This window comes from Serratia sp. SA088 (genome assembly GCF_049065515.1).
GTDB classification, from domain to species: domain Bacteria; phylum Pseudomonadota; class Gammaproteobacteria; order Enterobacterales; family Enterobacteriaceae; genus Serratia; species Serratia nematodiphila.
Map to the genome: position 1 here is coordinate 328,236 of NZ_JBAKGW010000005.1, position 26,474 is coordinate 354,709.

The 26,474-nt window shown below is 59.2% G+C and carries 25 protein-coding genes; 11 read left to right on the top strand and 14 right to left on the bottom strand.

Features of this window, described 5'->3' with window-relative positions:
* Positions 1–25: 25 nt before the first annotated feature.
* Positions 26–256, bottom strand: coding sequence for a hypothetical protein (locus ACOWVD_RS15415; protein ID WP_126180945.1), 231 nt, complete (start codon positions 254–256; stop codon positions 26–28).
* Between the two features lie 145 nt (positions 257–401).
* A complete protein-coding gene (locus tag ACOWVD_RS15420; RefSeq protein ID WP_004936850.1) occupies positions 402–743 on the bottom strand; it encodes a hypothetical protein in 342 nt (113 codons plus the stop codon).
* A gap of 248 nt (positions 744–991) precedes the next feature.
* On the opposite strand from ACOWVD_RS15420, the gene lpxO reads away from it, so the two are divergent.
* From lpxO to ACOWVD_RS15440, 4 genes are all read left to right on the top strand, one after another.
* Positions 992–1,897: a lipid A hydroxylase LpxO gene (gene lpxO / locus ACOWVD_RS15425; RefSeq protein WP_004936848.1), complete on the top strand. Its 906-nt coding sequence runs from the start codon at positions 992–994 to the stop codon at positions 1,895–1,897.
* A 299-nt stretch (positions 1,898–2,196) separates the two neighbouring features.
* On the top strand, positions 2,197–3,117 hold the full coding sequence (gene lpxP / locus ACOWVD_RS15430; protein ID WP_044030347.1) for a kdo(2)-lipid IV(A) palmitoleoyltransferase: 921 nt from the start codon (positions 2,197–2,199) through the stop codon (positions 3,115–3,117).
* A 115-nt stretch (positions 3,118–3,232) separates the two neighbouring features.
* Entirely contained in the window at positions 3,233–3,928 is a 696-nt protein-coding gene (locus ACOWVD_RS15435; protein ID WP_021505130.1) for a CTP synthase C-terminal region-related (seleno)protein, read from the top strand.
* 700 nt (positions 3,929–4,628) lie between these two features.
* Positions 4,629–8,567, top strand: coding sequence for a non-ribosomal peptide synthetase (locus ACOWVD_RS15440; RefSeq protein WP_273874984.1), 3,939 nt, complete (start codon positions 4,629–4,631; stop codon positions 8,565–8,567).
* Positions 8,568–8,608: 41 nt separating this feature from the next.
* Here the strand turns inward: ACOWVD_RS15440 and ACOWVD_RS15445 are convergent, their stop codons facing one another.
* Complete coding sequence (locus ACOWVD_RS15445; RefSeq protein ID WP_004936833.1) at positions 8,609–9,298, bottom strand: LrgB family protein; 690 nt, start codon at positions 9,296–9,298, stop codon at positions 8,609–8,611.
* Complete coding sequence (locus ACOWVD_RS15450) at positions 9,291–9,713, bottom strand: CidA/LrgA family protein (protein WP_004936830.1); 423 nt, start codon at positions 9,711–9,713, stop codon at positions 9,291–9,293. Before ACOWVD_RS15450 ends, ACOWVD_RS15445 begins: the two co-directional genes overlap by 8 nt.
* Positions 9,714–9,852: 139 nt before the next feature.
* Between ACOWVD_RS15450 and ACOWVD_RS15455 the strand changes: the two genes are divergently transcribed.
* Positions 9,853–10,740 (top strand): LysR family transcriptional regulator, encoded by an 888-nt coding sequence (locus tag ACOWVD_RS15455; RefSeq protein ID WP_004936826.1) that lies wholly within the window; start codon positions 9,853–9,855, stop codon positions 10,738–10,740.
* 73 nt (positions 10,741–10,813) lie between these two features.
* Here ACOWVD_RS15455 and ACOWVD_RS15460 read toward each other — a convergent pair whose 3' ends face one another.
* From ACOWVD_RS15460 to ACOWVD_RS15480, 5 genes are all read right to left on the bottom strand, one after another.
* Complete coding sequence (locus ACOWVD_RS15460; RefSeq protein ID WP_004936822.1) at positions 10,814–12,463, bottom strand: Na+/H+ antiporter; 1,650 nt, start codon at positions 12,461–12,463, stop codon at positions 10,814–10,816.
* Between the two features lie 197 nt (positions 12,464–12,660).
* Positions 12,661–14,022, bottom strand: coding sequence for an NCS2 family permease (locus ACOWVD_RS15465; protein ID WP_004936819.1), 1,362 nt, complete (start codon positions 14,020–14,022; stop codon positions 12,661–12,663).
* A 333-nt stretch (positions 14,023–14,355) separates the two neighbouring features.
* Complete coding sequence (locus tag ACOWVD_RS15470; RefSeq protein WP_015379207.1) at positions 14,356–14,763, bottom strand: VOC family protein; 408 nt, start codon at positions 14,761–14,763, stop codon at positions 14,356–14,358.
* Between the two features lie 47 nt (positions 14,764–14,810).
* Entirely contained in the window at positions 14,811–15,479 is a 669-nt protein-coding gene (locus ACOWVD_RS15475; RefSeq protein ID WP_277496791.1) for a glutathione S-transferase family protein, read from the bottom strand.
* Complete coding sequence (locus tag ACOWVD_RS15480) at positions 15,476–15,919, bottom strand: lipocalin-like domain-containing protein (protein WP_004936812.1); 444 nt, start codon at positions 15,917–15,919, stop codon at positions 15,476–15,478. Before ACOWVD_RS15480 ends, ACOWVD_RS15475 begins: the two co-directional genes overlap by 4 nt.
* Before the next feature lie 195 nt (positions 15,920–16,114).
* Here ACOWVD_RS15480 and bhsA point away from each other — a divergent pair, with 195 nt between their 5' ends.
* Positions 16,115–16,375 carry a multiple stress resistance protein BhsA gene (bhsA, locus tag ACOWVD_RS15485; RefSeq protein ID WP_004936809.1) on the top strand — a complete coding sequence of 87 codons (261 nt, stop codon included), beginning with the start codon at positions 16,115–16,117 and terminating at the stop codon, positions 16,373–16,375.
* Between the two features lie 55 nt (positions 16,376–16,430).
* Here bhsA and ACOWVD_RS15490 read toward each other — a convergent pair whose 3' ends face one another.
* Positions 16,431–17,348, bottom strand: coding sequence for a LysR family transcriptional regulator (locus ACOWVD_RS15490; RefSeq protein WP_015379210.1), 918 nt, complete (start codon positions 17,346–17,348; stop codon positions 16,431–16,433).
* A 127-nt stretch (positions 17,349–17,475) separates the two neighbouring features.
* Here ACOWVD_RS15490 and ACOWVD_RS15495 point away from each other — a divergent pair, with 127 nt between their 5' ends.
* The 3 genes from ACOWVD_RS15495 to ACOWVD_RS15505 all read left to right on the top strand — a co-directional run bounded on the left by ACOWVD_RS15495 (position 17,476) and on the right by ACOWVD_RS15505 (position 19,847).
* Positions 17,476–18,225 (top strand): 3-oxoacyl-ACP reductase family protein, encoded by a 750-nt coding sequence (locus ACOWVD_RS15495; protein ID WP_421105651.1) that lies wholly within the window; start codon positions 17,476–17,478, stop codon positions 18,223–18,225.
* Positions 18,226–18,458: 233 nt separating this feature from the next.
* Positions 18,459–18,671 (top strand): DUF1471 domain-containing protein, encoded by a 213-nt coding sequence (locus ACOWVD_RS15500; RefSeq protein WP_004936800.1) that lies wholly within the window; start codon positions 18,459–18,461, stop codon positions 18,669–18,671.
* A 246-nt stretch (positions 18,672–18,917) separates the two neighbouring features.
* Positions 18,918–19,847: a cyclase family protein gene (locus ACOWVD_RS15505; RefSeq protein ID WP_028127546.1), complete on the top strand. Its 930-nt coding sequence runs from the start codon at positions 18,918–18,920 to the stop codon at positions 19,845–19,847.
* An 85-nt stretch (positions 19,848–19,932) separates the two neighbouring features.
* Here the strand turns inward: ACOWVD_RS15505 and ssb1 are convergent, their stop codons facing one another.
* Complete coding sequence (ssb1, locus tag ACOWVD_RS15510) at positions 19,933–20,463, bottom strand: single-stranded DNA-binding protein SSB1 (RefSeq protein WP_004936793.1); 531 nt, start codon at positions 20,461–20,463, stop codon at positions 19,933–19,935.
* Positions 20,464–20,740: 277 nt separating this feature from the next.
* Between ssb1 and uvrA the strand changes: the two genes are divergently transcribed.
* Together uvrA and ACOWVD_RS15520 are read left to right on the top strand one after the other, a co-directional pair.
* Positions 20,741–23,569: an excinuclease ABC subunit UvrA gene (gene uvrA, locus ACOWVD_RS15515; RefSeq protein WP_049241425.1), complete on the top strand. Its 2,829-nt coding sequence runs from the start codon at positions 20,741–20,743 to the stop codon at positions 23,567–23,569.
* A gap of 229 nt (positions 23,570–23,798) precedes the next feature.
* The gene (locus tag ACOWVD_RS15520; protein ID WP_049241424.1) at positions 23,799–24,851 is read left to right on the top strand and encodes an NAD(P)-dependent alcohol dehydrogenase; all 1,053 of its coding nucleotides are present in this window, start codon (positions 23,799–23,801) and stop codon (positions 24,849–24,851) included.
* 31 nt (positions 24,852–24,882) lie between these two features.
* On the opposite strand, the gene maa is transcribed toward ACOWVD_RS15520, so the two are convergent.
* From maa to ACOWVD_RS15535, 3 genes are all read right to left on the bottom strand, one after another.
* Entirely contained in the window at positions 24,883–25,440 is a 558-nt protein-coding gene (maa, locus tag ACOWVD_RS15525; protein WP_021505134.1) for a maltose O-acetyltransferase, read from the bottom strand.
* A 145-nt stretch (positions 25,441–25,585) separates the two neighbouring features.
* Entirely contained in the window at positions 25,586–25,939 is a 354-nt protein-coding gene (locus ACOWVD_RS15530; protein WP_021505135.1) for an MmcQ/YjbR family DNA-binding protein, read from the bottom strand.
* A 4-nt stretch (positions 25,940–25,943) separates the two neighbouring features.
* On the bottom strand, positions 25,944–26,360 hold the full coding sequence (locus tag ACOWVD_RS15535) for a secondary thiamine-phosphate synthase enzyme YjbQ (protein ID WP_015379215.1): 417 nt from the start codon (positions 26,358–26,360) through the stop codon (positions 25,944–25,946).
* Positions 26,361–26,474 lie beyond the last annotated feature (114 nt).

Consider the following 26,474-nt stretch of genomic DNA (forward strand, 5'->3'; position numbering starts at 1 on the left):
GCCTTTTTCTTTTTCTGACTTGTGCCTACATTGGCAAGGATTTGCGCGGAATGCGCTTATCGATATATCCGGCAAAGAAATAGCAAATACCCGCCACGCCCGCGATCATCACGTAGCGCTTCCACCCGTCCAAATCCACGCCCAGGCTATCCAGCCCGCTCAACACCACAAACACCAGCAGGCCCAAGATAACCGATGCTCTGCCTGTCCAGGCTGGTGGGGGTGTCAATAACCGCCTTATCCAGTGGGATTTCATAGCGCTTCCTTCTTGCTTACGATTGAGTCGCCAATCGATGAAGAATACTCTCACGTTTTAATCGGGGCGACAAAGCGGGGCATCGGCTCTGGATTGCAGGCAATAAAAAAGGCCGCTGCGCGGCCCTTGGGGTAAAGCGGAGACCTTACTCGGTCACTTTGTTCTTGAGGCTTTCCGCCCCTTGCTTGGTCTTGTCCCAAGCCTTCTCCGATCCCTGTTTGGTGGAGTGCCAGGCCTTTTGCGAACCTTCGCTCACTTTGCTGCCGACGCTGTCGCTCTTGCCTTCGGCGGCATGCTTGGCTTTCAGCTTCAGCTCTTCACCCTTGTCCTGAGACTGGTGCAGCTTTTCTTTGGCGGTATCCGCCCCTTTGTGCGCCTCGGCGACAACTTCGTTGCTGGCGTGAGCGGCGGTGTCGGTCGCGGTTTCAGCAGCGAACACCGGGGAAGCGAGCAGCAGTGCAGACAAGGCAATGATTGATTTTTTCATAAGTCCCTCTTTTCTCAGATACGTGCCATTCGTCATGAAACAAGATGGCATGAAACACCCCTTGAACGATTTAAGAATAGGACTAAAACCAAAAAAATCGATATAAAATTTCATTACAAATCATTTTATTGATTTTTTATGCCAACAAGCAGCACACGCAGGGAAAGCGCACGAAAAAGTTAAATTTTTCCTGTCATAAAACTATAATTTGTACGAATTTTTAACAAGCACCAACAGGGATGGATTCTATGGTTGCCGCGATCATTATCGGCATTTTTATCATCAGCTTCCTCTACGCACACTCCCGCGGCAAAGAGAAACAAAAGCTTACCCGTCAGCTGTTCGATCACTCCACGTTTATGGGGCCGATCAACATGTTTATGACCGGTTTCTCGCGTTTGCCCGCCAAACAGCCCTATTTCGACGAAAAAGGCTTCCCGGAGCTGCAAACGCTGACCGACAACTGGCAGGTGATCCGCGAGGAAGCCGTGCGTTTGCAGGATCACATCAAAAAGGCGCAGTCGCATAACGACGCCGGCTTCAACACCTTCTTCAAACGCGGCTGGAAACGTTTCTATCTGAAATGGTACAGCGACAGTCACCCTTCGGCGCAAACGCTGTGCCCGAAAACCGTCGAGCTGCTCAACCGCATCCCATCGGTCAAGGCGGCGATGTTCGCCGAGCTGCCGCCCGGCAGCCATTTGGGTAAACACCGCGATCCTTACGCCGGCTCGGTGCGCTACCACCTGGGGCTGATGACGCCTAACGACGATCGCTGCTTCATCGAGGTGGACGGCGAGCAGCACAGCTGGCGCGACGGCCAGGCGGTGATCTTCGACGAAACCTACGTGCACTGGGCGCAAAACGCCACCGACCAGACGCGCATCATTCTGTTTTGCGACGTCGAGCGGCCAATGAAATGGCGCTGGGCGCAGGCGGTCAACCACTGGGTCGGCGCTACGCTGATGTCGGCGGCCAGTTCGCCGAACGACGATCAGGACCGCACCGGCGGCATCAACCGCATCTTCAAATACGTCAACGCGGTGCGCGACGCCGGCCAGCGCCTGAAGGCGCGTAATCGCCGCGGTTACTACCTGCTGAAATGGCTGGTGATCGCCGCCATTTTCGCCGCCATCATCCTCCCCAGCCTGTAAACCGTCGCCAATCGTCAATCCAGAGGCAATGCGAATGAGAATATTCGCATGCCTCTCTTCCTCTGAACCCCGTACCCTGTGTTAACATACGCATTCCTAGAGCCGCCTCCGCTGGCCAACAGCTATCCCTCCGAAGCCTGATAGCAGCGCAAACCGCCCTTCGAATGTAAATGTTTAGTCAATTATGGAATTCTGACTAAACCCTGGCCGTCCCCGGGTGTCTGAGTCGTTGTATCGCTATCGAGTGGATCCTTTATGCGCTACAGGTTGCTACCCCCCTAACGCATAAACGAGCTGCTATGAAACGCCAAAAGAGATTTCAACTTTCCTTGCTGCACCCGCGCTACTGGCTGACCTGGTTCGGTCTGGCCCTGTTGTTCCTGCTGGTGCAACTCCCCTACCCGCTGCTTAACCGCCTTGGCGTATGGATGGGGCGCACCTCGATGCGCTTTCTTAAGCGTCGCGTCGCCATCACCCGCCGCAACCTCGAACTGTGCTTCCCCGAAATGGACGAAACACAGCGCGAGCGTAAAGTAGTGGGCAACTTTGAGTCCCTCGGCATGGGCCTGCTGGAAACCGGCATGGCCTGGTTCTGGTCGGATAAACGCGTTAAGCGCTGGTTTAACGTCTCCGGCATCAACCACCTCAAAATGGCGCAGCGTGACGACCGCGGCGTGCTGGTGATCGGCGTGCACTTTATGTCGCTTGAGCTGGGCGGCCGGGCAATGGGCCTGTGCCAACCGATGATGGCGATGTACCGCCCGCACAACAACAAGGCGATGGAGTGGGCGCAAACCAAGGGCCGCATGCGCTCCAACAAGGCGATGATCGATCGCAAGGATCTGCGCGGCATGGTGCACGCACTCAAGCGCGGTGAGGCGGTATGGTTCGCGCCGGATCAAGATTACGGCCCGCGCGGCAGCGTATTCGCGCCGCTGTTCGCCGTCGATCAGGCCGCCACCACCAGCGGCACCTTCATGCTGGCGCGCATGGCCAACCCGGCGCTGGTGCCGGTGGTGCTGATCCGCCGTGAAGGCGGCCGCGGCTACGACCTGCTGATCCAGCCGGCTCTGGAAGACTACCCGCTCAGCGACGAACAGGCGGCGGCGGCTTATATGAACAAAGTGATCGAAAAAGAGATCATGCGGGCGCCGGAGCAATATCTGTGGCTGCATCGCCGCTTCAAAACCCGGCCGGTCGGCGCGCCGTCGCTGTACTGAACCCCGTTTTCCAGCCCGGCCGACGCCGGGCTTTTTTGTGCGCCGCGTTTAAAAAATCTGCGGCTCAACATTTCGCTTTCCTGTAATCTCCCTCTTTACCCGCACAGGAAAGGAAATGATGAAAGCTCAAGTCCGCATTGCTCTGGTCGGTGATTACAACCCGCAAGCCGTGGCCCATCAGGCCATCCCCGTGGCGCTCCAGCTCACCGCCGCCCATCTCGACATCGACGTGCAGCCCCAGTGGCTACCGACCGAAACCCTGACCTCCCCCGATGTCCTGCAAGATTTCGATGCCATCTGGGTGGTGCCAGGCAGCCCATATTGTCACGACGACGGCGCCTTTATGGCGATCAGGCATGCGCGGGAAAACGACGTGCCGTTCCTCGGTTCCTGCGGCGGCTTTCAGTACGCCATCATCGAGTACGCCCGCAACGTGATGGGCTGGCACGATGCCGGCCATGCGGAAACCGACAGCGGTGGCCGGTTGGTGATCGCCCCGCTGAGCTGCTCGCTGGTGGAAAAAACCGGCGACATCGTTTTTCAGCCTGACACCCGTGTCGCGCAGGCCTACGGCAGCCTGAACACCCATGAAGGCTACCACTGCAACTTTGGCGTGGCTCCGGACTTCGTCGCCGACCTTGAGCGCTTCCCGTTGATTATCAGCGGCCACGATGCCGAAGGCGACGTGCGCGCCATCGAACTGCCGGAGCGGCGTTTTTACGTCGCCACGCTGTTTCAATCAGAACGCGCTGCACTGCGCGGCGAGCTTTCGCCGCTGGTGGTGGAACTCGTCAAAGCCGCCGTCTGCTAACCTGCTACCTCCCGGTAGGATCGGGCCGCAGCGAGACAGGGTTCTCGTTGCGCCTTTCATTTCGGGTATCACTCGGCATCAACGTTTCACATTTATTATCTCATTAAAGTTAATCCATTAATTGCCCAATAACGGATCATTCATCGCAGTTTAATTGAAACGTCATACTCCTATGAAAGTTAACAGCAGAATTACGAATAAAGAAATGCATGAAATCACAATAAGCTTTACTTCTTATTATTCATTATTATTTCTTTTATAATAATACAGCATAAGAGATTCTTTATAATTTTTTATGATTCAGCCTGTTATCTCTTGCGGAGAAGCAACCGAACTTGCCCGCTGAGATACCACTCCGTTATCGCCCACGAACCTCCTCAGCTCCGCCCTTTTTTTTAAAAAATAAAAAACACAAATAAAACAATCAATTACATAATTTCACTTACTAATACCACGTAGAAAAACCAGTCAATCGTAATTAACACGCCACAAAAGTAATGGCAAAAAATTAGTTTAAAAATAAATAAAATACAAATCATTAACGCTAAAATCATTGAATTTATTATAATCAAATAAAATCATTAAAAATATTTAATGTGAAAACAGGCCAACTTAATAATCACCTTTTATAATGTTCGAGTGCTTGGCTGCGACTCACTTTATTTAATTCGATTCATTCCTTATTTGTGGAGGTGGTTCCGTGTCCGCTTATTCCCTGACGACCGTGCAACAAGCCGTGTGGCTAGACCAATCTTTAAACCCCGATATCCCCTTATATAACGTTGGGTGTTTATGGCGCGTAGAGCGCGAGATTTCGCTACCGCTGTTTCAAGAAGCCATACGGCAAATACAGCAACAACATGATGCGTTGCAAACCACGCTGAAAGAAACGCCGCAAGGCATTACCCAGGAAACCTGCGACCGGGCCTATATCGACCTGCATTACCACGATTTTTCGCACAGACAAGATGCCATCAGCCTGGCGGAAACACACCTTCGTTCTCAATTCCTGCAGCCTTATTCACTGTATGACAGCCTGCTTTGGCGCTGCCACCTGGCCAAAGTCAGCGGTTCCAGCACGCTATGGCTGCTTGCTTCCCATCACCTGATTGCGGACGGCACCTCAATTTCCCTGCTGAGCAAAATGATCATGGAGCGCTATAAACAATTAAAAGCAGGGATAAAAAACGAAGCCCCCCGCTCGCGTTACCAAGACTTCGTCATCAGCGATCGCACCTATCAGCAGTCTCCACGCTACGAGCGCGATCGTGATTTCTGGTTGAAGCGTTTCATCGACGCGCCCCCCTCCATGCTGGAACGCCGCCAAAATCACTGTGAGCAACAAACCTACCCCAGCCATCAGATAATCAAGCGGTTGCCACGCGAGCGTTTCCTACAGTTGGAACAATACGCCGCCGCACAGGGCGGTTCTGCAATGCATTTTTTTAGCGCTTTGCTGGCCACCTGGTTCGCCCGGATTTGGCAAACCGATCAATTCACGCTGGGCGTGCCGGTACATAACCGCAGTACCGCCGAACATAAGCAAACATTGGGCATGTTTTCCTCGATGATCCCACTGCGCATCACGGTCGATTCACAGCAATCCTTCGGCCACTTACTGCGGCAAATCGGCAGCGAGCTGCGCCAGTGTTATCGTCACCAGCGTTTTCCCATTGCCGAACTCAACCGCCAGTTGAACCTGCATCAGCAGGAGCGGCGCCAGCTGTTCGACATCAGCTTTTCTCTGGAGGTTTTTCCGACCGACATCGAACTGGAAGGCAGCCAGTTCAAGGTGGAAAACCTGCACCACGGTCAGGAACAGCTGCCCCTCGGCGTCTACCTGCGCCATTACCATCCGGGCGACGACCCGCTGTTGGAGTTCAACCTCAATCAGGCCTGGTTCAGTCAGGAAGACGGTGAGCGCATCGCCGCCCGCATGCTGCACCTGCTGAACACGCTACTGGACGGCGATCCGGCGCTGCCGCTGGGGCAGTTACCGCTGCTGTTGCCGCAGGAAAGACAGCAAATCTTCCATCAATGGAATGAAACCCGACAAACATGGGCAGACATGCCGCAAGGCGTACATCAATTCCTGGAACGGCAGGCCGCGCTGACGCCAGAAGCGCCGGCGCTGTGCTACGAGGACCACGAGATCAGTTATCAACAGCTGAATCTGCGGGCGAATCGATTGGCTGCCTTTCTCAGGCTGCAGGGATTACAGCCTGACGATCGCATCGCGGTATGCGTCAACCGCAGCCCGGATATGGTGATTGCCCTGTACGCCATCCTGAAGGCGGGCGCCGCCTATGTACCGCTCGATCCCGACTATCCACAAGACCGCCTGCGCCACATGCTGCAAGATTGCGGCGCCAGATTCGTTCTGATCGACGATGGCGGCGAACACGCGCTGCATCCGCTGCGCGATATCGCCGTGCCGCGATTGCATCTTCAGCGTGAGAGCCATCTGTGGCGGCAAGCGCCGGATGGCAACCCGCCGCCGCTGGCCGCCGATCCACAGCGCAGCCTGGCTTATGTGATTTACACCTCCGGCTCGACGGGGAAACCCAAAGGGGTAATGAACGAACACCGTGGGGTGATCAACCGACTCCTGTGGATGCAAAAGGCTTATACACTGACGCCGGATGATGTCGTGCTGCAGAAAACGCCGTTCAGCTTCGACGTCTCTGTCTGGGAGTTTTTCTGGCCGATGATGGTCGGCGCCCGGCTGGCCATCGCCAAACCGGGCGGTCACCAGGAGCCGGATTATCTCAGCGCCTGCATCGCGCAGCACGGCGTGACCACACTGCATTTCGTCCCCTCGATGCTGCAACTGTTTCTGCGCCACGGCGATATGGCGCAGTGTGCCTCTCTGAAACGCATTATGTGCAGCGGCGAGGCGTTGCCGCTCGCGACGGTACAACGCTGCCTGCAGCAGTTGCCGCAGGCGGAACTGCACAATCTCTACGGCCCGACTGAAGCCGCCGTAGACGTTTCCAGCTGGCAATGCCTGCCCGATGATCCTCGCCCACTGGTACCGATCGGTAAACCGATCGCCAATACCCAGCTCCATATTCTGGATGACCAACTGCAACCGTTACCGCCTGGCATCGCCGGCGAATTGCATATCGGTGGTATTCAGGTTGCCCGTGGTTATCTGAACCGCGCGGCGCTGAGCGCCGAGCGATTTATCGCCGATCCTTTCAGCGCCGAGCCGCAGGCTCGCCTGTATAAAACCGGCGATCTGGCCCGCTGGCTGCCGGATGGCAACATTGAGTATCTGGGCAGAAACGATTTCCAGGTCAAAATCCACGGCCTGCGCATTGAATTAGGCGAGATCGAGCAACAGCTCAGACAGTGTTCAGGGGTTGAAGACGCCGCCATTCTGGCGCGGGAAGACGAAAGCGGCGGAAAGCGCCTGGTCGCCTATGTCATCGCCCCAGAGCAAACGGCCGACGCCGCCGAATGGCGTCGGCAATTGCAGCAACACCTGCCGGACTTTATGGTGCCGTCCTGTTTTATCCGGCTGGATGCTTTTCCGCTGTCGCCCAACGGCAAGCTGGATCGCAAAGCGTTACCGGCACCGGCCAACATGCAGGAAACCGCTGCTTATGAAGCCCCGCAAGGCGAGCAGGAACAGCAGTTGGCCGAACTGTGGAGCGAACTGCTGGGCACAACGCGCATTGGCCGCGACGATGATTTCTTCGCGCTGGGCGGCCATTCGCTGCACGCCATTCAACTGCTGGTTAAACTGAAGCGACACGGGCATTCGTTAGGCATTAAGACGCTGTTTGCTCACCCGACGCTGCGCGGCCAGGCCCGTATTCTCACCGACGGCGTACCCGCAACGACGCCGGCCACCTCAGAACCCCTGCAGCAGCTGTTGACCCGTCTGAATCAGGCCAGTTTTACCTTTAAACAGGTAGAGCGCCTGAATCACGCCATCGCCGCCGAAAGCGTCTGGATGATCCACCCAGCCGTCACCGGCTGCGACGTGTATCGCGATCTGGCGAACTATTTAGAGAAAGATTTCAATGTGTTAGGCATCAACAATTACAACCTGTTCCAACAGCCGCACATCACTTCGCTACGCGAGCTGGCGGCGTATTATCTCGGCCATATGCGGCTGTCGCCGGCGCGCCCCGTCCGTCTGTTGGGTTGGTCGCTAGGGGGCCTGATCGCGCTGGAGATGGCCGCTCAACTGGAAAGCCAGGGCTATCGCGATATCCAACTGTTCCTGCTTGATACCTTCTACCGAACCCCATTCCAGATCCGCAGCGAGCCGGGCATGCTGGCGGCGATGCTGGCCATGTTGGGTATTGACGGCGAGGCCGCCGACCGGGCCTTAAAGGCAGAGCCGACGGAGCTGGCATTGGCAAAACAAACGCTCAGCGCACCGTTGCAACATGCACGCATCACGCTGTTCAAGGCGACCGAAGATGCAAATCTGAATATCACCGGCCTGGGCGATGAGCGTGAACTGCTGGCGATTGCCGACAATGGCCTGTCGGCAATCGGTCAACATCTGCAGGTGCATCCGTTGCCCTGCAATCATCACTCCATTATCTTCAGCCACGAGGAGATAGGACGCGCCTTGCGACAGTCATCGCGCACGCCGGCGATGCTAGGCAACCTTCCTTGACGCTCTACGGTCTGCGGCGCAGTTCGCCGCAGACCGCCTCCTTACCACATCAGCCGGCCGATCAGTGGCGCGGCCACCACCGTGATAATGCCGGCCAACATCATCACCAGGCTCGACACTACGCCCTCCTGCGGCCCCAGTTCATAGGCGCGGGCGGTGCCGGCGCCGTGCGACGAGGCGCCAAATCCGGCCCCTTTCGCCAGGCGGCTGCGTACAGCCAGTCGCAAAAACAGAATGTCGCCCACCGCCATGCCGAACACCCCGGTGATCACCACGAACAACGCCACCAGGTCCGGTTGGCCCCCCATCTGCTTGGCGGCCTCCAGCGCGAACGGCGTGGTGATCGACCGCACCGCCAGGCTGCGCTGCACCTCTTCCGGCAGCGTCAGCAGGCGCGCCAGCCACACCGAGCTGTACACCGCCACCAGCACTGCGGTCGTTACCCCGGCGGTCAGCGACAGCCAATGGCGACGGATGATATGCAGGTTCTCGTACACCGGCACCGCGAAGGCGATGGTCGCCGGCCCCAGCAGCCACAGCAGCCAGTGGGTTTCACCGATGTAGTCCTGATAGGAGATGTGGGTGACCACCAGCAGCAACACCAGAATCATCGGCGTCAGCACCAGCGGCATCAGCAGCAACGTGCGGCGGCGGCGATAGAGTTTCTTGTTGGCGAAATAGAGCGCCAGCGTCGCCAGAAAACAGGCCAGGCTAAGGATGAAATCATTCATGGCGCTGCTTCCGCCGCTGCAGCCAAATCTCCAGCCGATACACCCTGTCCACCACCAGCCCGGTGGCGCCCAGCGTCAGCATGGTGCTGACCGCGATCACCAGAAAGATCTTCCAGCCTTCGACCATCAGCAGCTGGGCATAGTTGACCACCGCCACCACCGCCGGCACGAAAAACAGCAGCATTTCCGCCAGCAGCCAGCGGGAGCCGGCCTTGACCCAACTCAGCGGCAGAATGCGCAGCAGGATCAGCGCCAGCAGCATCAGCATGCCGACGATATTGGCGGGGAGCGGCAGGTGGAATTGTTGCACCAGACGATCGGCGATCAGGAACAGCGCCGCATACAACGCCACCTGGATCGGCACCTGCAAACGGGTCAGCAGGGAAGGGGCAACGCGGCGTAACGCCAGAGACATGAAAGATGACCTCAAACAATAATTGACGGCCTACAGTATACGCAGCCGGGAAACCACGCCTGAAATGAATTAAAATTATCGACATCATGCCGTCCGGGAATAGTTTCCCGCCGGTAGCGTCCCCAAGGAGAACCCTAACGTGGATGTCCGCACCCTGCGCTACTTCGTTGAAGTGGTGCGCCAGCAAAGCTTCACCCGCGCGGCGGAAAAACTGTTCGTCACCCAGCCCACCATCAGCAAAATGCTGCGGCATCTGGAGGAAGAGCTGGAATGCACGCTGCTGATCCGTGAAGGCCGCAAGCTGCGCCTGACCGACAGCGGCCAGGCGGTGTACCAGCGCGGCCTGACGATCCTCGACGAGTTCCGCCAGTTGGAGGCGGAGCTGGAAGACATTAGCTCGGTGAAAAAGGGCGTGCTGCGGCTGGGCATTCCGCCGATGGTCGGCAGGCAGATCGCCGATCTGATCCGCCGCTTTCGCCAGACCTACCCCGGCATCGAATTGAAGATTTCCGAGCTGGGCGGGCTGTCGGTCGAACAGGCGGTGATGTCCGGCGAATTGGATCTGGCGATGACGGTGCTGCCCTTCGATTCGGCGCAGCCGCTGACCTTTCTGCCGCTGCTGGGCCATCCGATGTGCGTGGTGGCGCCGCGTACGCCGCAGTGGCTCAACCGCACCAGCATCAATATCGCCGAATTGGCCGACAGCCCGATCCTGATTTATAACGAAGACTTTGCGCTGTACAAGATGCTGATGAAGGCGTTTCGCCTGGCCGGCTTTGAACCGCAAATCGCGGTGCGCAGCGGCCAATGGGACTTTCTCGCCTCGATGGTGCAGGCCGGCGTGGGCATCGCCATGCTGCCGGAGCCGGTTTGTCGCTGGCTGGACAAGGAAAACCTGGTCTGGCTGCCGCTGGAGCCGCGCATGGAGTGGAAAATCGGCCTGATCTGGCGCCAGGGCAGCTACCTGTCGCACAGCGCGCAGGCCTGGATCGCCTGCTGCCGCGACTACTGGCCGCCGCTCAAGTAACCAAAAAAAGGGCCGCACAAGCGGCCCTTCAGGACAGAAATAAAGAGGAAAACGTTTATTCCTCTTCTGAGATTTACCCTTCGCGTTCGATCAGCAGCGCTTCGAGCAGGTCGAGATCGTGCAGCAGTTTTTGCAGCGTCTCGTTGCTGATTTTCTGCGTGGCGCGCAGGTGATACAGCTCGCCGCGCTCGGCGCGCAGCGCCGTCAGGCGGAAACGCCGCTCGAGGTTTTCCATCGCCAGCGCATTCTCGATATCGTCTTTCGACGCGATGCGCCGCCGCAGCATGCCCGTCACCCGCGAGCTGACCTCTTTCAACACCTGCGGATCGAGGTTTTCTTCGGTATCGGCAACCAGGCGCTCTTCCATTTTATTCACGCTCTCAATCGCCACTTCGGCCGCCATGGCGATCGCCATGCGCTCTTCCTGCTTGCTGGCGCTCTTGTCGGTGACCTGCACACCGCGCAGCAGCAGCGGCAACGCCAGCACGCCGACGATCAACGACAGCAGGATCACCCCGGCGGCGATAAACACCAGCTGATAGCGCGCCGGGAAGGCGGTGCCGTCGCTCAGCAACAGCGGTATCGACAGCACACCGGCCAGGGTAATCGCCCCGCGCACCCCGGCGAACGACGCCACCCACAGCTCACGCGTGCTGTAATCGCCGAACTGCAGCGGACGCTTTTTCATAAAGCGGTTGCTGGCCTTCTTCATCACCCACAGCCAGGTGAAGCGCAGCACCAGCAGCGCGGCGTAGATGGTGGCCACGTCGGCGAACAGGTACCAGGTCTGGATGGTCGGATCCAGCTCCGCCTGCAGGATGGAGGTTTCAAGAATGCCCGGCAGCTGCAGGCCCAACATGATGAACACCATGCCGTTGAACACGAATTCCAGCATCGCCCACACGCTGTTGGCGCGCAGGCGCATCGCCAGCGGCGCGTTGCGGATCACGCCGGACTGGCTGATGGTCATCCCCGCCGCCACCGCCGCCAGGATGCCGGAAACGCCGATATGTTCGGCGATCAGGTAGGACGCGAACGGCAGCAGCAGCAGGAACACGATCTGGGTCGCCGGATCGTCGCCGCTCCAGCGGCTCATCACCCGCAGCGATTTACTGTAGGTCCAGGTGACCGCCACGCCGGCCAGCAGGCCGCCGATCGCCACTTTGAGGAATTCAAGGGTCGCGCCGCCCACGGTGAACACCATGGTGCCCATCGCCACCGCGATGGCGAACTTGAGTGACACCAGGCCGGAGGCGTCGTTCATCAGCGCCTCGCCCTCGAGCACGCCCATGATCGGCTTGGGGATCCGCCCTTTGCCGACGATGCCGGACAGCGCCACGGCATCCGTCGGCGACAGCACCGCCGCCAGGGCGAAGGCCGCCACCAGCGGAATGCCCGGCACCATGGCGTAGATCAGATAACCGACGCCGACCACGGTGATCAGCACCAGCACCAGCGCCAGGCCGAGAATTTCACGCCCGTGATGCAGGAATTCGCGCGTCGGCGTTTTCCAGCCGTCGGCAAACAGCAGCGGCGGGATGAACAGCACCAGGAACAGTTCGGGATCAAAATCGACGTGCAGCCCGAAATGCGGCCAGGCCAGCAGGGCCCCGATGGCGATTTGCATCAGCGGCAGCGGCACCTGGAACGGCAACATGCGCGTCACCACCCCGGACAGGGAGACCACCAGGATCAAAATGAGGATTGTAAAAAAGATTTCCATGCTTTCCTTAGACTCTACGATTCAGACGACATCGGCTCAGGGCCTGCGTTGGTCACGATAGTAGATCACTTTTTTTACAGCCGTTAAAGCTTGTTGTGCCTTTCAAAACGCGGTACAGAGCAGAAGAAGACTTATCTTAAGAAGGGAATTGCCGTAACAGGCTCCCCCGCCCGGCGGGCGAGGGAAACCCAAGCGGCTTAAATCGCCCAGCCGCCGGCGTAGAACGCCACCAGCGCCACGGCGATCAGCACGGTGCCGATGTTCAGCTTGCGCCATTCGCCGGAGAAGATGCGGCCGATGACCAGCGAGCTGAAGCCCAGCATGATGCCGGTGACGATGTTGCAGGTCAGCACGATGAACACGGCGCACAGCAGGCCGGCCATCGCGTCGACGAAGTCGTTGAAGTCCAGCTTGGTGACATTGCTCAGCATCAGCAGGCCGACGTACATCAGCGCCGGCGCGGTGGCGTAAACCGGCACCAGATAGGCCAGCGGCGACAGGAACAGGATCAGCAGGAACAGAATGCCGACCACGGTGGCGGTCAGGCCGGTCTTGCCGCCCGCGGCGGTGCCGGCGGCGGACTCAATATAAACCGCAGCGGGCGCGGCGCCCACCAGGCCGGAGAAGATGCTGCTCAGGGAATCCGAGGTCAGCGCCTTGCCGCCGTTGATGATCTGCCCGTCTTTATCCAGCAGGTTGGCCTGCCCGGCCACCGCGCGGATGGTGCCGGTGGCGTCGAACACCGCGGTCATCACCAGCGCCAGCACGCTCGGCAACACCACCGGCTGCAATGCGCCCATGATATCCAGGCTGAAGATCAACGATTTGCCGTCAGCGTCCGCCAGGCTCGGCATGGCGAACAGCCCCTGGTATTTCACCGCCGGGTCGAAGATCAGGCCGATGATGGAAATGGCGATGATCACCAGCAGAATGCCGCCGGGCACGCGCAGTTTCTCCAGGCCGAAGATCACCGCCAGGCCGACCAGCGTCATGACGACCGGAAAAGAGGTGAACGCGCCGAGCGCCACCGGCAAGCCATCCAGCGGGTTCTTCACCACCAGGCCGACGCCGTTGGCGGCGATCAGCAGCAGGAACAGCCCGATGCCGATGCCGGTGCCGTGCGCCACGCCCATCGGCAGGTTGCGCAGGATCCAGGCGCGGATGCCAGTGACCGAGATAATGGTAAACAGCACGCCCATCAGGAACACCGCGCCCAGCGCCACCGGAATGCTGATGTGCTGGCCCAGCACCAGGCTGAAGGCGGTAAAGGCGGTCAACGAGATCGCACAGCCGATGGCCATCGGCAGGTTAGCCCACAGCCCCATCAACAGCGACCCCAGACCGGCCACCAGGCAGGTGGAGACAAACACCGCCGCCGGCGGGAAACCCGCTTTGCCCAGCATGCTCGGCACCACAATCACCGAGTACACCATCGCCAGGAAGGTGGTCAGCCCCGCCACCACCTCCTGACGCACGCTGCTGCCGCGCGCGGAAATTTTAAAATAGCCATCAAGCCCGCCGGTTGGTTTTGCGGCGTGGTTCGCTTGAGAGTTCGACATAGGTTACTTCCCCTGTGTTTCATGAATCGGCCCGTCACAGCAGGCCTGTAATCTCGCCCGCGCCCGATCGCCACGTAATCGTTTACGTCACGTTCCGCATCCCTGCCCTTATGCCACACCGCCAACGGCGATGCGCACCCAGGCAAACGTTTAACTCGCAGCGCGCGGTACGGGTGATTTATGGTGGTTTATTCAAGGCAAACGATTATCCTGCCTTCCCTAGCGTCTAATCAACTAAAGATCGCGGCAATTTATGCAGAAAACGGCGGGAATGGCTTCTGCGCGAAAAGACGGGGCGATCCGGCGCCCCTGCCGACCTGCTTCACGGCGAGCTTATTGCGCCTGCACCGCCGCGGGATCCATATACATCAATTCCCAGATATGGCCGTCCAGGTCCTGAAATCCGTGGCCGTACATCACGCCATAGTCCCGCGGCGGATGATAGGTATTGCCGCCGCCGGCGATCGCCTTGCGCACCAGTTCGTCCACCGCCGCCCGGCTGGGTTGCGACAGGCACACCAACACTTCGGTGGCCTGTTTGGCGTCGCCGATCGGGTTCGGGGTAAACATCCTGAATTTGTCGTGGGTCAGCAGCATCACGTAAATCGTGTCGCTGACCACCATGCAGGCGGCGGTATCGTCGGTAAATTGCGGGTTGAAGCTGAAGCCGAGCTGGGTGAAAAACGCCATTGAGGCGGGCAGATCGCGTACGGGCAGGTTAACGAAGATTTGCGTAGCCATGGGCTACCTCCGATGAAGAATGACCCCATCGAGTATAGCCCATCCGCTTAACTCAGCAGGTCGTAAGGGCCGCCCTGCTCCAATGCCCGCTGGTAGGCGGGCCGGGCGTGAATGCGCTGCAGGAAGCCGCGCAGTTTCGGGCAATCATCCAACGCGCCGCGCGCCGCCATCGCCTCCAGCGGGAAGCTCATCTGAATATCCGCCGCGCTGAAGTCGTTGCCAACGAACCAACTGCCCTTATTCAGGTGCTGTTCGAGGAATTCGCAGTGCGGCGCGATCTGCTTGTCGAGGTATTCCCGCTGCACGCCTTTGCCGATCGCGCCGGCCATCGGCCGCAGCAGCCAGGGGATCGGCGGCTGGCCGAGACGGCTGAACACCAGCTTCATCACCAACAGCGGCATCAGCGATCCTTCGGCGTAGTGCAGCCAGTAGCGGTATTGCTGACGCGCGTGGAAGTCGGTTGGCATAAACATGCCCTGTGCGTCGTAGGCTTCCTGCAAGTATTCGATAATGGCGCCGGATTCCGCCAGCGTCAGATCGCCATCGACGATCACCGGCGATTTACCCAACGGGTGGATCTTTTTCAGCGCCGGCGGCGCCAGCATGGTGTTCGGATCGCGCTCGTAGCGTTGCACCTGATAGGGCACGCCCAGCTCTTCCAGAAACCACAGAATGCGCTGCGACCGCGAGTGATTGAGATGATGAACGATGATCATGACGACGCTCCTGTCCGCTGCCACACCAGTTCGCCAACCTGCACGCCGTTGCCGAGCTGCAGCGGCACCGTGCGCAACGTCAGCCGATCGGCGTTAAAGGCGTAAAAACGCACCTGACGGCTGCCTATCCAATTGGGGAACGAGCAGCCTTCAACCTGATGCACCACCCGTTGCTCGCTTTCTTCCACCTGATAACGGCCGAAGTAGCAAATCATATTGATGAAGGCGGCATGGATCTCCCGCTCGGATCCCTGCGCCAAATCGTCGGCGACGAAACGCGGCCGTACGGCGCTGTATAGCTGCGCCGCCATCGTGCCGTTGGCCTCATAGTGGATGCGCCCCAACACCTGCTCGCCCAGCGGGTAATTCAGCTCGCCGTTCTGGTTTTTGAACGCCGACGACACCAACGCCCAACTGCCGATAAACGCATTCATCGTCATGACGCTTCTCCGGTTAAGGATCGTCTGTAAAGGGTAGTGGCGATTGTTGCCCCGCGCCAGCGGATGAAAAATAATCAATTTATTTGACAGAGATACTCAAAACTCTCCGATTTTTTATTCACATCTGGTGCACTAGTATTTAACACATCGAGAGACAACGGGCTCTCACCTAACAAACACTCTGAGGAACGCATCATGAAAAACGTCAAAATTTTTGCTACCGCTGCGCTGCTGGCTACCGCTTCTTTCGCTACCTTCGCCGCTGACCTGCCTTCCAGCCAACCTGCTGCAGACGCCCAGAAGATCGGCGTCGTCACCGTGAGCGGCGCCGCTAACCTGAGCGCGCTGGAAAGCGAACTGGCCAGCAAAGCCGCCGCTTCGGGCGCCAGCGCCTACCGCATCGTCGCCGCCGGTGGTCAGAACAAACTGTACGGCACCGCAGAAATCTTCAACTGATCGTCGGACAGCCAACCGACGGAAGAAAGAAGCCCCGCAAGGGGCTTTTCTCGTTTTAGCGGGCGTCAAAGCGCGCCGCCAACTTCTGCAGGCGGAACTGTTCGGTGATGAAATCGACGAACACCCGGGTTTTGGTCGGTAAGAATTTGGTGGTGGGAAAATAGAGATACACGCTGCCGCGATCGACATACCAGCCCGGCAAAACCCGCATCAGACGGCCGCTTTCCAGATAAGGCGCCGCATTCGGCATGCCGATCAGCGCGATGCCCAATCCCATTTCCGCCGCCCGCGCCGCCGCTTCCGGTTCATTGACCGTCATGCTGACCGTCATCCCCGGCGCACGCTGCTCATTCTGGGCATTTCGCAGCGGCTGGTGGCGAATGCGCCCGGTCTGCGGCGAACGGATGAAAATCCCGGCGTGTTGCGCCAGTTGCTCCGGCTCCGTCAACGGCGGCCGCTGCCGCAAGTATTCTGCCGAAGCGACCAATACGCCATGCGCGGGCGCCAGCTCGCGAGCAATCATCCCCTGCGCCAACTCGATGCCGCCGCCCAGCGCAGCGTCAAAGTTCTCACCGATCAGATCCACCTGGCGATTGTCGAAATGCCAGTCCGGTACAATCGCCGGGTACTGCGTCAAAAACATCGGCAGCATCGGCAACACGAAGTGCAGGCCGAAGGCGGTGCCCATGCTGACCTTCAAGCCGCCGGCCGCCGCGCCGCCGCCGCTGCTCAACCCCTTCAATGCACACTGGATCGATTGCAACCCGCCGCTCACCTCACCGAGAAAACGCTCGCCTGCTTCGGTGAGGATCAACTTGCGGGTATTGCGTTGAAACAGCCGCACGCCGACCACCGCCTCCAGCCGGGTGACATTCTTGCTTACCGCCGCCGGGCTGAGGCCCAGCTTGCGGCCGGCGGCGGAGAAACTGCCGTTTTCCGCGCTGCTGACGAAGCACTCCAGATGTCCCAGCATGCTTTTTCCTTATGGATTTTAAACTAATGGTTTTAACTGATTATAGCTCTTTGTGGCTAGTGGCCGTGCAAGCGATCTCCGATACTGAATGCCGACACTTTACCCTCATCCACTCTGGAGAAATAACATGACCACAGCACTCCCACTGCAAGGCAAAGTCGCATTCGTTCAGGGCGGTTCCCGCGGCATCGGCGCCGCCATCGTTAAACGCTTGGCGAGCGAGGGAGCCGCCGTCGCCTTTACCTACGCCGCCTCGGCCGATCGCGCCGAAGCGGTGGCGAGCGCCGTTACCGCCGCCGGCGGCAAAGCCCTCGCCATCAAGGCCGACAGCGCCGATGCTGCGGCGCTGCAGCAGGAGGTTCGCCAGGCGGTGAGTCACTTCGGCAACCTGGATATTCTGGTGAACAACGCCGGGGTATTTACGCTGGGCGGCACCGAGGAACTGGCGCTGGACGACCTGGATCGCATGCTGGCGGTCAACGTACGCAGCGTATTCGTCGCCAGCCAGGAGGCGGCGCGCCACATGAACGACGGCGGCCGTATCATCCACATCGGCAGCACCAACGCCGAGCGCGTGCCGTTCGGCGGCGCGGCGGTGTACGCGATGAGCAAATCGGCGCTGGTCGGGTTGACCAAGGGCATGGCGCGCGATCTCGGCCCACGCGGCATCACCGTCAATAACGTGCAGCCCGGCCCGGTGGACACCGAAATGAACCCGGACGCCGGCGAGTTCGCCGATCAGCTCAAGCAGCTGATGGCGATCGGCCGTTACGGCAAAGATGAAGAAATCGCCGGTTTCGTCGCCTACCTGGCGGGCCCGCAGGCGGGTTATATCACCGGCGCCAGTCTGAGCATCGACGGCGGCTTCTCGGCGTAGCGCTCAAAGCCCCGCAAGGGGCTTTTTTTTCATTCGCTCCCCGACGACCGCTTCTCACCTCGCACGGCATATTCGGCCTTGAAAGACAATAATAGAATTAGTTTATGCGCAAAAATGGAATAGTTTATTGACGATTCTGTTATTTATTCACCAGCCCGACGTCTTTATCCTTCGCTCCATCGTGTCGTACCGGACACCCTTATTTTTCGAACCTTCGAACACAGGATAAAGATATGAAAACCATGACCACCGTTATTTCACTCGCTCTGTTTTCCATGCTGTCGTTTAACGCCGCGGCAGAAAGCGTGACCGCAACCGGCAGAACACTGGATTCCACCGAAGCCCTCATCGCTAAAAAAGCGCAAGAAGCCGGCGCAAGCGGCTACAAAATTACCAGCGCCTACATGGGCAATTTCGTCACCATGAGTGCAGAACTGAAAAAATAATGCGTTTAGCGATAACGCCGTGCATACGGCGTTATTCATTGCCGCATGATTAAGGAAATCATCGCCGGGCGCCTTTTTAAAAATCACGCTGGCGTACCCAGTACACAGAAAAAATGAGCCGTTCCCTCACCGGTTATTATTCGGCGGCCTCACGCCGCCAATTTCCGGAGGCTCACTTTCATTCGCCCTGCAATACTCCGTTATAAGGATGAGTCACTGATGAAATCATTGTATCGCCTCTCCCTCTTGCTGCCCTTGCTGGCCGCAGTGCCCGCGCACGCCGCAGAATCCGCCGCGCAGTCGTCAGACTGGTATCCTTCCGTTTACGGCGCAAAAGACGAAATCGGTGCGGCCAACCTGCTCACGCCAGAGGTCGTATTACAGTCCGTGCAGTTGGTAAAACAAGGCAAGACATTGCCATTGGCGGTGCCCGTCGATAAAGATTTCCCGGCGTTCCGCCACCGCAGCTTCCGCTTATATAATATTCAGCCTGGTCAGCAGGACGGTAAAACGCTTGGCCCAAATAAATTCACCTTTAATGATGAATTGGTGAATGCCTGGACCGGCGTCGGCACTCAGTTGAATGGCATTGGCCATATCGGCATCGACAATGTTTATTATAACGGCAATAAGGCGGCGGATTTCGTCACCGTAGATGGCGTGAAAAAATTGGGCGTGGAAAAAGTGCCGCCCATGGTCACACGCGGTGTCGTACTCGATATGACGGCTTATTATAATAAAGCGATCGTTCCGGGCGGCACCGAATTTTCCGTTGCGGATATTCAAGCGGTGCTTAAAAAGCAGGGCATCAGTTTACGCAAAGGCGACGTTGTCTTGTTCAACACCGGCTGGCTGGAGCTGATTGGCAAAGACAATAAAAAGTTCCTGGAAGTTGAACCGGGCATCGGCATGGAAGCGGCGAAATGGTTGGCCGACCAAGGCATCGTGGCCTTCGGCGGTGATACCTGGGCCTCCGAAGTTTACCCTAACCCGAAAAATGACGAAGAGTTCCCGGTCAACCAGTACCTGCTGGCCAAACGCGGCGTCTATAACCTGGAGCTGATCGACAGCCGCCCGCTGGTCCGCACGAAAACCTGGGAATTCCTGTTCGTACTGGGGCAACCGCTGTATGTCGGTTCAACCCAGGTCAATATCAACCCGGTAGCAATTTACTGATTGGCGACACCGCCGCAGAAAATCAGCGGCTAACGAACACAAAAAACCCCGCCTGAGCGGGGTTTTTTTAGCGCTGTCGCCAGGCTTAGAACGGAATATCGTCGTCGAAATCCATTGGTGGTTCGTTGCTGGTCGCCGGTGCGCTGTTCTGCGCCGGGCGAGACTGCTGCTGGCCGCCGCTGAACTGGTTGCCGCCCTGTGGCTGCTGAGGTTGGCCCCAACCGCCCTGGCCACCGGCAGATTGACCGGCCGGTGCGCCGCCGCCCTGACGGCCGCCCAGCATCTGCATGGTGCCGCCGACGTTAACCACGATCTCGGTGGTGTAGCGATCCTGGCCGCTCTGATCCTGCCATTTACGGGTCTGCAGGGAGCCTTCGATGTAGACCTGAGAGCCTTTACGCAGGTATTCACCCGCCACTTCGGCCAGTTTGCCGAACAGCACGACGCGGTGCCACTCGGTCTTCTCTTTCTGTTCGCCGGTCGCCTTGTCACGCCAGCTTTCGGAGGTCGCCAGGGTAATGTTGGCCACTGCGCCGCCGTTCGGCATGTAACGGACTTCTGGATCCTGACCCAGATTCCCGACCAGAATTACTTTGTTTACGCCTCTGCTGGCCATGAGCACTTCTCCCGATGATTGATTTCTACACAGTATAAACGCGTCAGTTTACCACGCTGAGTACGAAACCACACCCGTGTTGATAAGTGCGAATTGCATTCCAGAATTGTCTTTTCGATCGACCTTGTTGCATTCGCATACTGGATATTCATTCAGGTTTTTTTGTGTCATAATTATGCGTTTCGACCAGGCTGTGCCGGTTTTTTGCGAGACCCATCACAAAATCCCCCGCAAAAATCGCGACAGGCGCGGTGTATCATCAAGACGGGAAGTGTAAATGGACAATATCGAAGTTCGTGGTGCTCGAACCCATAATCTGAAAAACATCAACCTGATCATCCCGCGTGACAAACTGATCGTCGTCACCGGCCTGTCCGGTTCCGGCAAGTCTTCGCTGGCTTTCGATACGCTGTATGCCGAAGGGCAGCGGCGCTATGTCGAATCACTCTCTGCCTATGCGCGCCAGTTCCTGTCGCTGATGGAAAAACCGGACGTCGATCATATCGAAGGCCTGTCGCCGGCGATCTCCATCGAGCAGAAATCCACCTCGCACAACCCGCGCTCCACGGTCGGCACCATTACCGAGATTCACGACTACCTGCGCCTGCTGTTCGCCCGCGTCGGCGAGCCGCGCTGCCCGGATCACCATGTGCCGCTGGCGGCGCAGACCGTCAGCCAGATGGTCGACAACGTGCTGAGCCAGCCGGAAGGCAAGCGCCTGATGCTGCTGGCGCCGGTGGTGAAAGACCGCAAGGGCGAGCACACCAAAACGCTGGAAAACCTGGCCGCCCAGGGCTATATCCGCGCGCGCATCGACGGCGAAGTGTGCGATCTGTCCGATCCGCCGAAGCTGGAGCTGCAGAAGAAACACACCATCGAAGTGGTGGTCGATCGCTTCAAGGTGCGCGACGACATGGCGCAGCGCCTGGCCGAATCGTTCGAAACCGCGCTGGAGCTGTCCGGCGGCACCGCAGTGGTGGCGGATATGGACGACGAAAAAGCGGACGAGCTGCTGTTCTCCGCCAACTTCGCCTGCCCGATCTGCGGCTACAGTATGCGCGAGCTGGAACCGCGCCTGTTTTCCTTCAACAACCCGGCCGGCGCCTGCCCGACCTGCGACGGCCTGGGCGTGCAGCAGTTCTTCGATCCGGATCGCGTGGTGCAAAACCCCGAGCTGTCGCTGGCCGGCGGCGCGATCCGCGGCTGGGATCGCCGCAACTTCTATTACTTCCAGATGCTGCGCTCGCTGGCGGAGCACTATGAGTTCGACGTCGAAGCGCCATTCAACACCCTGAGCGCCAACGTGCAGAAGGCGGTGCTGAGCGGCTCCGGCAAAGAGTCGATCGAGTTCAAATACATCAACGATCGCGGTGACACCACCGTGCGCCGCCATCCGTTTGAAGGCGTGCTGCACAACATGGAGCGCCGCTATAAAGAGACCGAGTCCAGCGCGGTGCGCGAAGAGCTGGCGAAGTTCATCAGCAACCGCCCTTGCGCCTCGTGCCACGGCACTCGCCTGCGTGAAGAAGCGCGCAACGTGTTTGTCGAAGACACCACGCTGCCGCAGATCTCCGATCTGAGCATCGGCCATGCGATGACCTTCTTCCAGAACATGAAGCTCAGCGGCCAGCGCGCCAAAATCGCCGAGAAAGTGCTGAAAGAGATCGGCGACCGCCTGAAATTCCTGGTGAACGTCGGCCTGAACTACCTGTCACTGTCTCGCTCGGCGGAGACGCTCTCCGGCGGCGAAGCGCAGCGAATCCGTTTGGCCAGCCAGATCGGCGCCGGCCTGGTGGGCGTGATGTACGTGCTGGATGAGCCGTCGATCGGCCTGCACCAGCGCGACAACGAGCGCCTGCTGGAAACGCTGATCCACCTGCGCAACCTCGGCAACACGGTGATCGTGGTGGAGCATGACGAAGACGCCATCCGCGCCGCCGACCATGTGATCGACATCGGCCCCGGCGCCGGCGTACACGGCGGCCAGGTGGTGGCGGAAGGCACCGTCGACGACATCATGGCGCAGCCGGAATCGCTGACCGGCCAGTTCCTCAGCGGCAAGCGCGAGATCGCCATCCCCGCGCAGCGCGTGCAGGCCGATCCGACCAAAGTGCTGAAGCTGAGCGGCGCGCGCGGCAACAACCTGAAAGATGTGACGCTGACGCTGCCGGTCGGTCTGTTTACCTGCATCACCGGCGTGTCCGGCTCCGGCAAATCGACGCTGATCAACGATACGCTGTTCCCGATAGCCCAGCGCCAGCTCAACGGCGCCACCATCGCCGAACCGGCGCCGTTCCGCGAAGTGACCGGCCTGGAACATTTCGACAAGGTGATCGACATCGATCAGAGCCCGATCGGCCGCACGCCGCGCTCCAACCCGGCAACCTATACCGGCATCTTCACCCCGGTGCGCGAGCTGTTCGCCGGCGTGCCGGAATCGCGCAGCCGCGGTTACACGCCGGGCCGCTTCAGCTTCAACGTCAAGGGCGGGCGCTGTGAAGCCTGCCAGGGCGACGGGGTGATCAAGGTCGAGATGCACTTCCTGCCGGACATCTACGTGCCGTGCGACCAGTGCAAGGGCAAGCGTTATAACCGCGAAACGCTGGAAGTGAAGTACAAGGGCAAGAGCATCCACGAAGTGCTGGAGATGACCATCGAAGAAGCGCGCGATTTCTTCGACGCGGTGCCGGCGCTGGCGCGCAAGCTGCAGACCCTGATGGATGTCGGCCTGTCCTACATCCGCCTCGGCCAGTCGGCCACCACGCTCTCCGGCGGTGAAGCGCAGCGCGTCAAGCTGGCGCGCGAACTGTCGAAGCGCGGCACCGGCCAAACGCTGTATATCCTCGACGAACCGACCACCGGTCTGCACTTCGCCGATATCCAACAGCTGTTGGCGGTGCTGCATCAGCTGCGCGATCAGGGCAACACCATCGTGGTCATCGAGCATAACCTGGACGTGATCAAGACCGCCGACTGGATCGTCGATCTGGGGCCGGAAGGCGGCAGCGGCGGCGGCGAGATCCTGGTCGCCGGCACGCCGGAAACGGTCGCCGACTGCGAGAAATCGCACACTGCACGCTTCCTGAAGCCGCTGTTGAACCAGTAATGTCGCCGGCGTGCGGGCCGTCGTTCAGGCGGTCCGCACGCTGCCCCGTTTCCCCGCAATCGAACAGAAACAGGCAAGATTTCGACATTTTCAGGCATTTCCCTCCGCGCTCACCGCTTCTATCATCAATGTTCCCTCGGCGGCCGCCCTGTCTGATTCAGGCCGCGTCTCGCCGGCACTTCGCTGCCGGTCAAACGTTGTCCCCCCTACATTGATAACTGGAGCGACCATGAACATTACCCATGCCTATGCCGCGCATGACGCGAAGTCTGCGCTGGTGCCTTTCGATTACCAGCAGCGCGCCCTGCGCGACCACGATGTGCAAATTCAGGTGTTGTTCTGCGGCGTCTGCCACTCGGATCTGCACCAGGCGCGCAATGAATGGAGCAATACGATTTACCCGGTGGTGCCGGGCCACGAAATCGTCGGCCGCGTTAGCGCCGTCGGCGACCATGTCTCGCGTTACCGGATCGGCGATCTGGTCGGCGTCGGTTGCATGGTGGATTCCTGCCGCAGCTGCCCGAGCTGCGATGAGGGGCTGGAACAGTATTGCGAAAACGGCTTTACCGGCACCTATAACGGCCAGGATCGCCACACCGGCGCCGTGACCTACGGCGGCTACTCCACCAATCTGGTGGTGGATCAGGACTTCGTGCTGCGCGTGCCGGAAAACCTCGATCCGGCCGGCGTCGCGCCGCTGCTGTGCGCCGGCATCACCACCTATTCGCCGCTGCGCCAGTGGGGCGCGGGGCCAGGCAAAAAGGTCGGCATCGTCGGGCTCGGCGGGCTGGGGCACATGGGCGTCAAACTGGCGCGGGCGATGGGCGCGCATGTGGTGCTGTTCACCACCTCGCCGTCGAAAATCGAAGACGCCAAGCGCCTCGGCGCCCATGAAGTGGTGATTTCGCGCAACCCGGATGAGATGGCACAGCACGTCAACAGCTTCGACTTCATCCTCAACACGGTAGCGGCTCAGCACGATCTGAACCCGTTCCTCAACTTGCTGCGCCGCGACGGCACCCTGACGCTGGTCGGCGCGCCGGAGCACGATCATCCGTCACCGCAGGTGTTCAACCTGATCATGAAGCGCCGCCGCATCGCCGGTTCGCTGATCGGCGGCATCGCGGAAACGCAAGAGATGCTGGACTTCTGCGGGCAGCACGGCATCACGTCGGATATCGAGCTGATCCCGATGCAGCAAATTAATGAGGCCTATGAACGCATGCTGAAAAGCGACGTGAAGTACCGCTTCGTGGTGGATATCGACTCGCTGCGCGCCTGATGACGGCGGGCGCCCGGCGGCGCCCGTTTTTTTATAGCTGCTTGATGATCCTGGCCGGGTTGCCGCCCACCACGCAATTGGCCGGCACGTCTTTGGTCACCACCGCGCCGGAGGCCACGACCGCATTATCGCCGATGGTCACTCCCGGATTGATCACCGCACGCCCGCCGATCCACACGTTGTCGCCAATCCTGACAGCCTTACCGAACTCCGCCCCGCCGACGCGAGTCTCGGCGTCCAGCGGATGGGTGGCGGTATAGATATGCACGCCCGGCGCCAGCAGGCAGTTGTCACCGATATGCACCTCGCATACGTCGAGGATCACGCAATCGAAGTTGGCGTAGAAGTTCTTGCCGAGATAGATGTTATAGCCGTAATCGCAGCGGAAGGTCGGCTCGATGGTGCCGCCCTGATAGCGGCCCAGCAACTCACCCAGCCATTGTTTGCGCAGCTCGCCCTCTTCCGGCGAAGAGTGGTTATAGCGATGCGTTAGCTGGCGTGCGCGCCGGCGTTCGCTGCGCAGCAGTTCATCGCCGGCGTCGTACAGTTCCCCGGCGATCATCTTGCGCTTTTCTTCGCTCATGGCCATGTCGGCCTCCTTCATCCGCGTGTCTTGAATGCCCAAGCGTAGCTGTTTTAGTGCCGCAATAAAAAGGGAACGTTCCCAAATCCAGGCCGCGATCACGCTTTAACATGAAAAAAACAGAAGAAAAACGGGCGCCGCCGCCCGGCAATCAGGCGCGCAGTTCCTGGCGCACGTGTTCGGGCAGGCCGTCCACCACCAGCTGATAGGAGCTGTCGATCAGCGTGTAAAACTGCGAGTTCGGCAGGTTGCCGTCGAGAAACACCGTATTCCAGTGCGCCTTGTTCAGGCCGTTACAGGCGACGATCTCCGGATGGTGTTCACGCAGGCTTTCCGCCAGCTCCGGGCTGGACTTGACCGCCAGCGCCGGCCGCCCTTCGACCTCGCACACCATGGCGAACATCACGTCACCCACCTTGATCTGGCTGGCCTGCCACTGGTTCTGGTCGCTCTGCTCCGCGCCCGGCTTCGCCATGCAGTACTCCAGCAATGCGCTGTTATTCATTGGGTTATTCCCCCTGTAACGTGGCCACAATACGGCGTGATCCGCCGTGGATGCGGTGCTCCCCCAGCCAGATGCCCTGCCATGTGCCCAACATCAGCCGCCCGTGCCTGACGGGCAGCGTCAAGGAAGCGCCCAGCAGCGAGGATTTGATGTGCGCCGGCATGTCGTCCGGCCCTTCGTAGTCATGCTGATAGGGTGCGTTTTCCGGCACCTGACGCAGGAAATGCTGCTCCATATCGGCTCGCACCGTGGGATCGCAGTTCTCGTTGAGCGTCAGCGAGGCCGAGGTGTGCTGCAGCAACAGATGCAGCAGGCCGGTTTGCAGGCGGTGTAAGTGGGTTAACTGGTTGACTATCTCGTCGGTAACCAGATGAAAGCCACGCGCTTTTGCGCTGAGGATTAGCGTTTGCTGATGCCACATGAGTGAGCGCCCCTCAATCAGTATATTCTCTCTCCGGTTTGCGGCAACTTCGGCGGCGCGCCGGCAATAAAAAAGGAGCGATATCGCTATCGCTCCCGATGAACGTCCGTTCAG

Bases quoted from the DNA above. Each gene is read 5' to 3' on its own strand.
- ACOWVD_RS15435 (WP_021505130.1), top strand. From the start codon at position 3,233: ATGATGAAAGCTCAAGTCCGCATTGCTCTGGTCGGTGATTACAACCCG.
- ACOWVD_RS15530 (WP_021505135.1), bottom strand. From the start codon at position 25,939: ATGAATAACAGCGCATTGCTGGAGTACTGCATGGCGAAGCCGGGCGCG.
- ACOWVD_RS15475 (WP_277496791.1), bottom strand. From the start codon at position 15,479: ATGATCATCGTTCATCATCTCAATCACTCGCGGTCGCAGCGCATTCTG.
- ACOWVD_RS15535 (WP_015379215.1), bottom strand. From the start codon at position 26,360: ATGTGGCATCAGCAAACGCTAATCCTCAGCGCAAAAGCGCGTGGCTTT.
- ACOWVD_RS15470 (WP_015379207.1), bottom strand. From the start codon at position 14,763: ATGGCTACGCAAATCTTCGTTAACCTGCCCGTACGCGATCTGCCCGCC.
- ACOWVD_RS15415 (WP_126180945.1), bottom strand. From the start codon at position 256: ATGAAATCCCACTGGATAAGGCGGTTATTGACACCCCCACCAGCCTGG.
- bhsA (WP_004936809.1), top strand. From the start codon at position 16,115: ATGAAAAACGTCAAAATTTTTGCTACCGCTGCGCTGCTGGCTACCGCT.
- ACOWVD_RS15500 (WP_004936800.1), top strand. From the start codon at position 18,459: ATGAAAACCATGACCACCGTTATTTCACTCGCTCTGTTTTCCATGCTG.
- ACOWVD_RS15450 (WP_004936830.1), bottom strand. From the start codon at position 9,713: ATGTCTCTGGCGTTACGCCGCGTTGCCCCTTCCCTGCTGACCCGTTTG.
- ssb1 (WP_004936793.1), bottom strand. From the start codon at position 20,463: ATGGCCAGCAGAGGCGTAAACAAAGTAATTCTGGTCGGGAATCTGGGT.
- ACOWVD_RS15460 (WP_004936822.1), bottom strand. From the start codon at position 12,463: ATGGAAATCTTTTTTACAATCCTCATTTTGATCCTGGTGGTCTCCCTG.
- maa (WP_021505134.1), bottom strand. From the start codon at position 25,440: ATGGCCATGAGCGAAGAAAAGCGCAAGATGATCGCCGGGGAACTGTAC.
- ACOWVD_RS15520 (WP_049241424.1), top strand. From the start codon at position 23,799: ATGAACATTACCCATGCCTATGCCGCGCATGACGCGAAGTCTGCGCTG.
- ACOWVD_RS15465 (WP_004936819.1), bottom strand. From the start codon at position 14,022: ATGTCGAACTCTCAAGCGAACCACGCCGCAAAACCAACCGGCGGGCTT.
- ACOWVD_RS15445 (WP_004936833.1), bottom strand. From the start codon at position 9,298: ATGAATGATTTCATCCTTAGCCTGGCCTGTTTTCTGGCGACGCTGGCG.
- lpxO (WP_004936848.1), top strand. From the start codon at position 992: ATGGTTGCCGCGATCATTATCGGCATTTTTATCATCAGCTTCCTCTAC.
- lpxP (WP_044030347.1), top strand. From the start codon at position 2,197: ATGAAACGCCAAAAGAGATTTCAACTTTCCTTGCTGCACCCGCGCTAC.
- ACOWVD_RS15480 (WP_004936812.1), bottom strand. From the start codon at position 15,919: ATGACGATGAATGCGTTTATCGGCAGTTGGGCGTTGGTGTCGTCGGCG.
- uvrA (WP_049241425.1), top strand. From the start codon at position 20,741: ATGGACAATATCGAAGTTCGTGGTGCTCGAACCCATAATCTGAAAAAC.
- ACOWVD_RS15495 (WP_421105651.1), top strand. From the start codon at position 17,476: ATGACCACAGCACTCCCACTGCAAGGCAAAGTCGCATTCGTTCAGGGC.
- ACOWVD_RS15420 (WP_004936850.1), bottom strand. From the start codon at position 743: ATGAAAAAATCAATCATTGCCTTGTCTGCACTGCTGCTCGCTTCCCCG.
- ACOWVD_RS15490 (WP_015379210.1), bottom strand. From the start codon at position 17,348: ATGCTGGGACATCTGGAGTGCTTCGTCAGCAGCGCGGAAAACGGCAGT.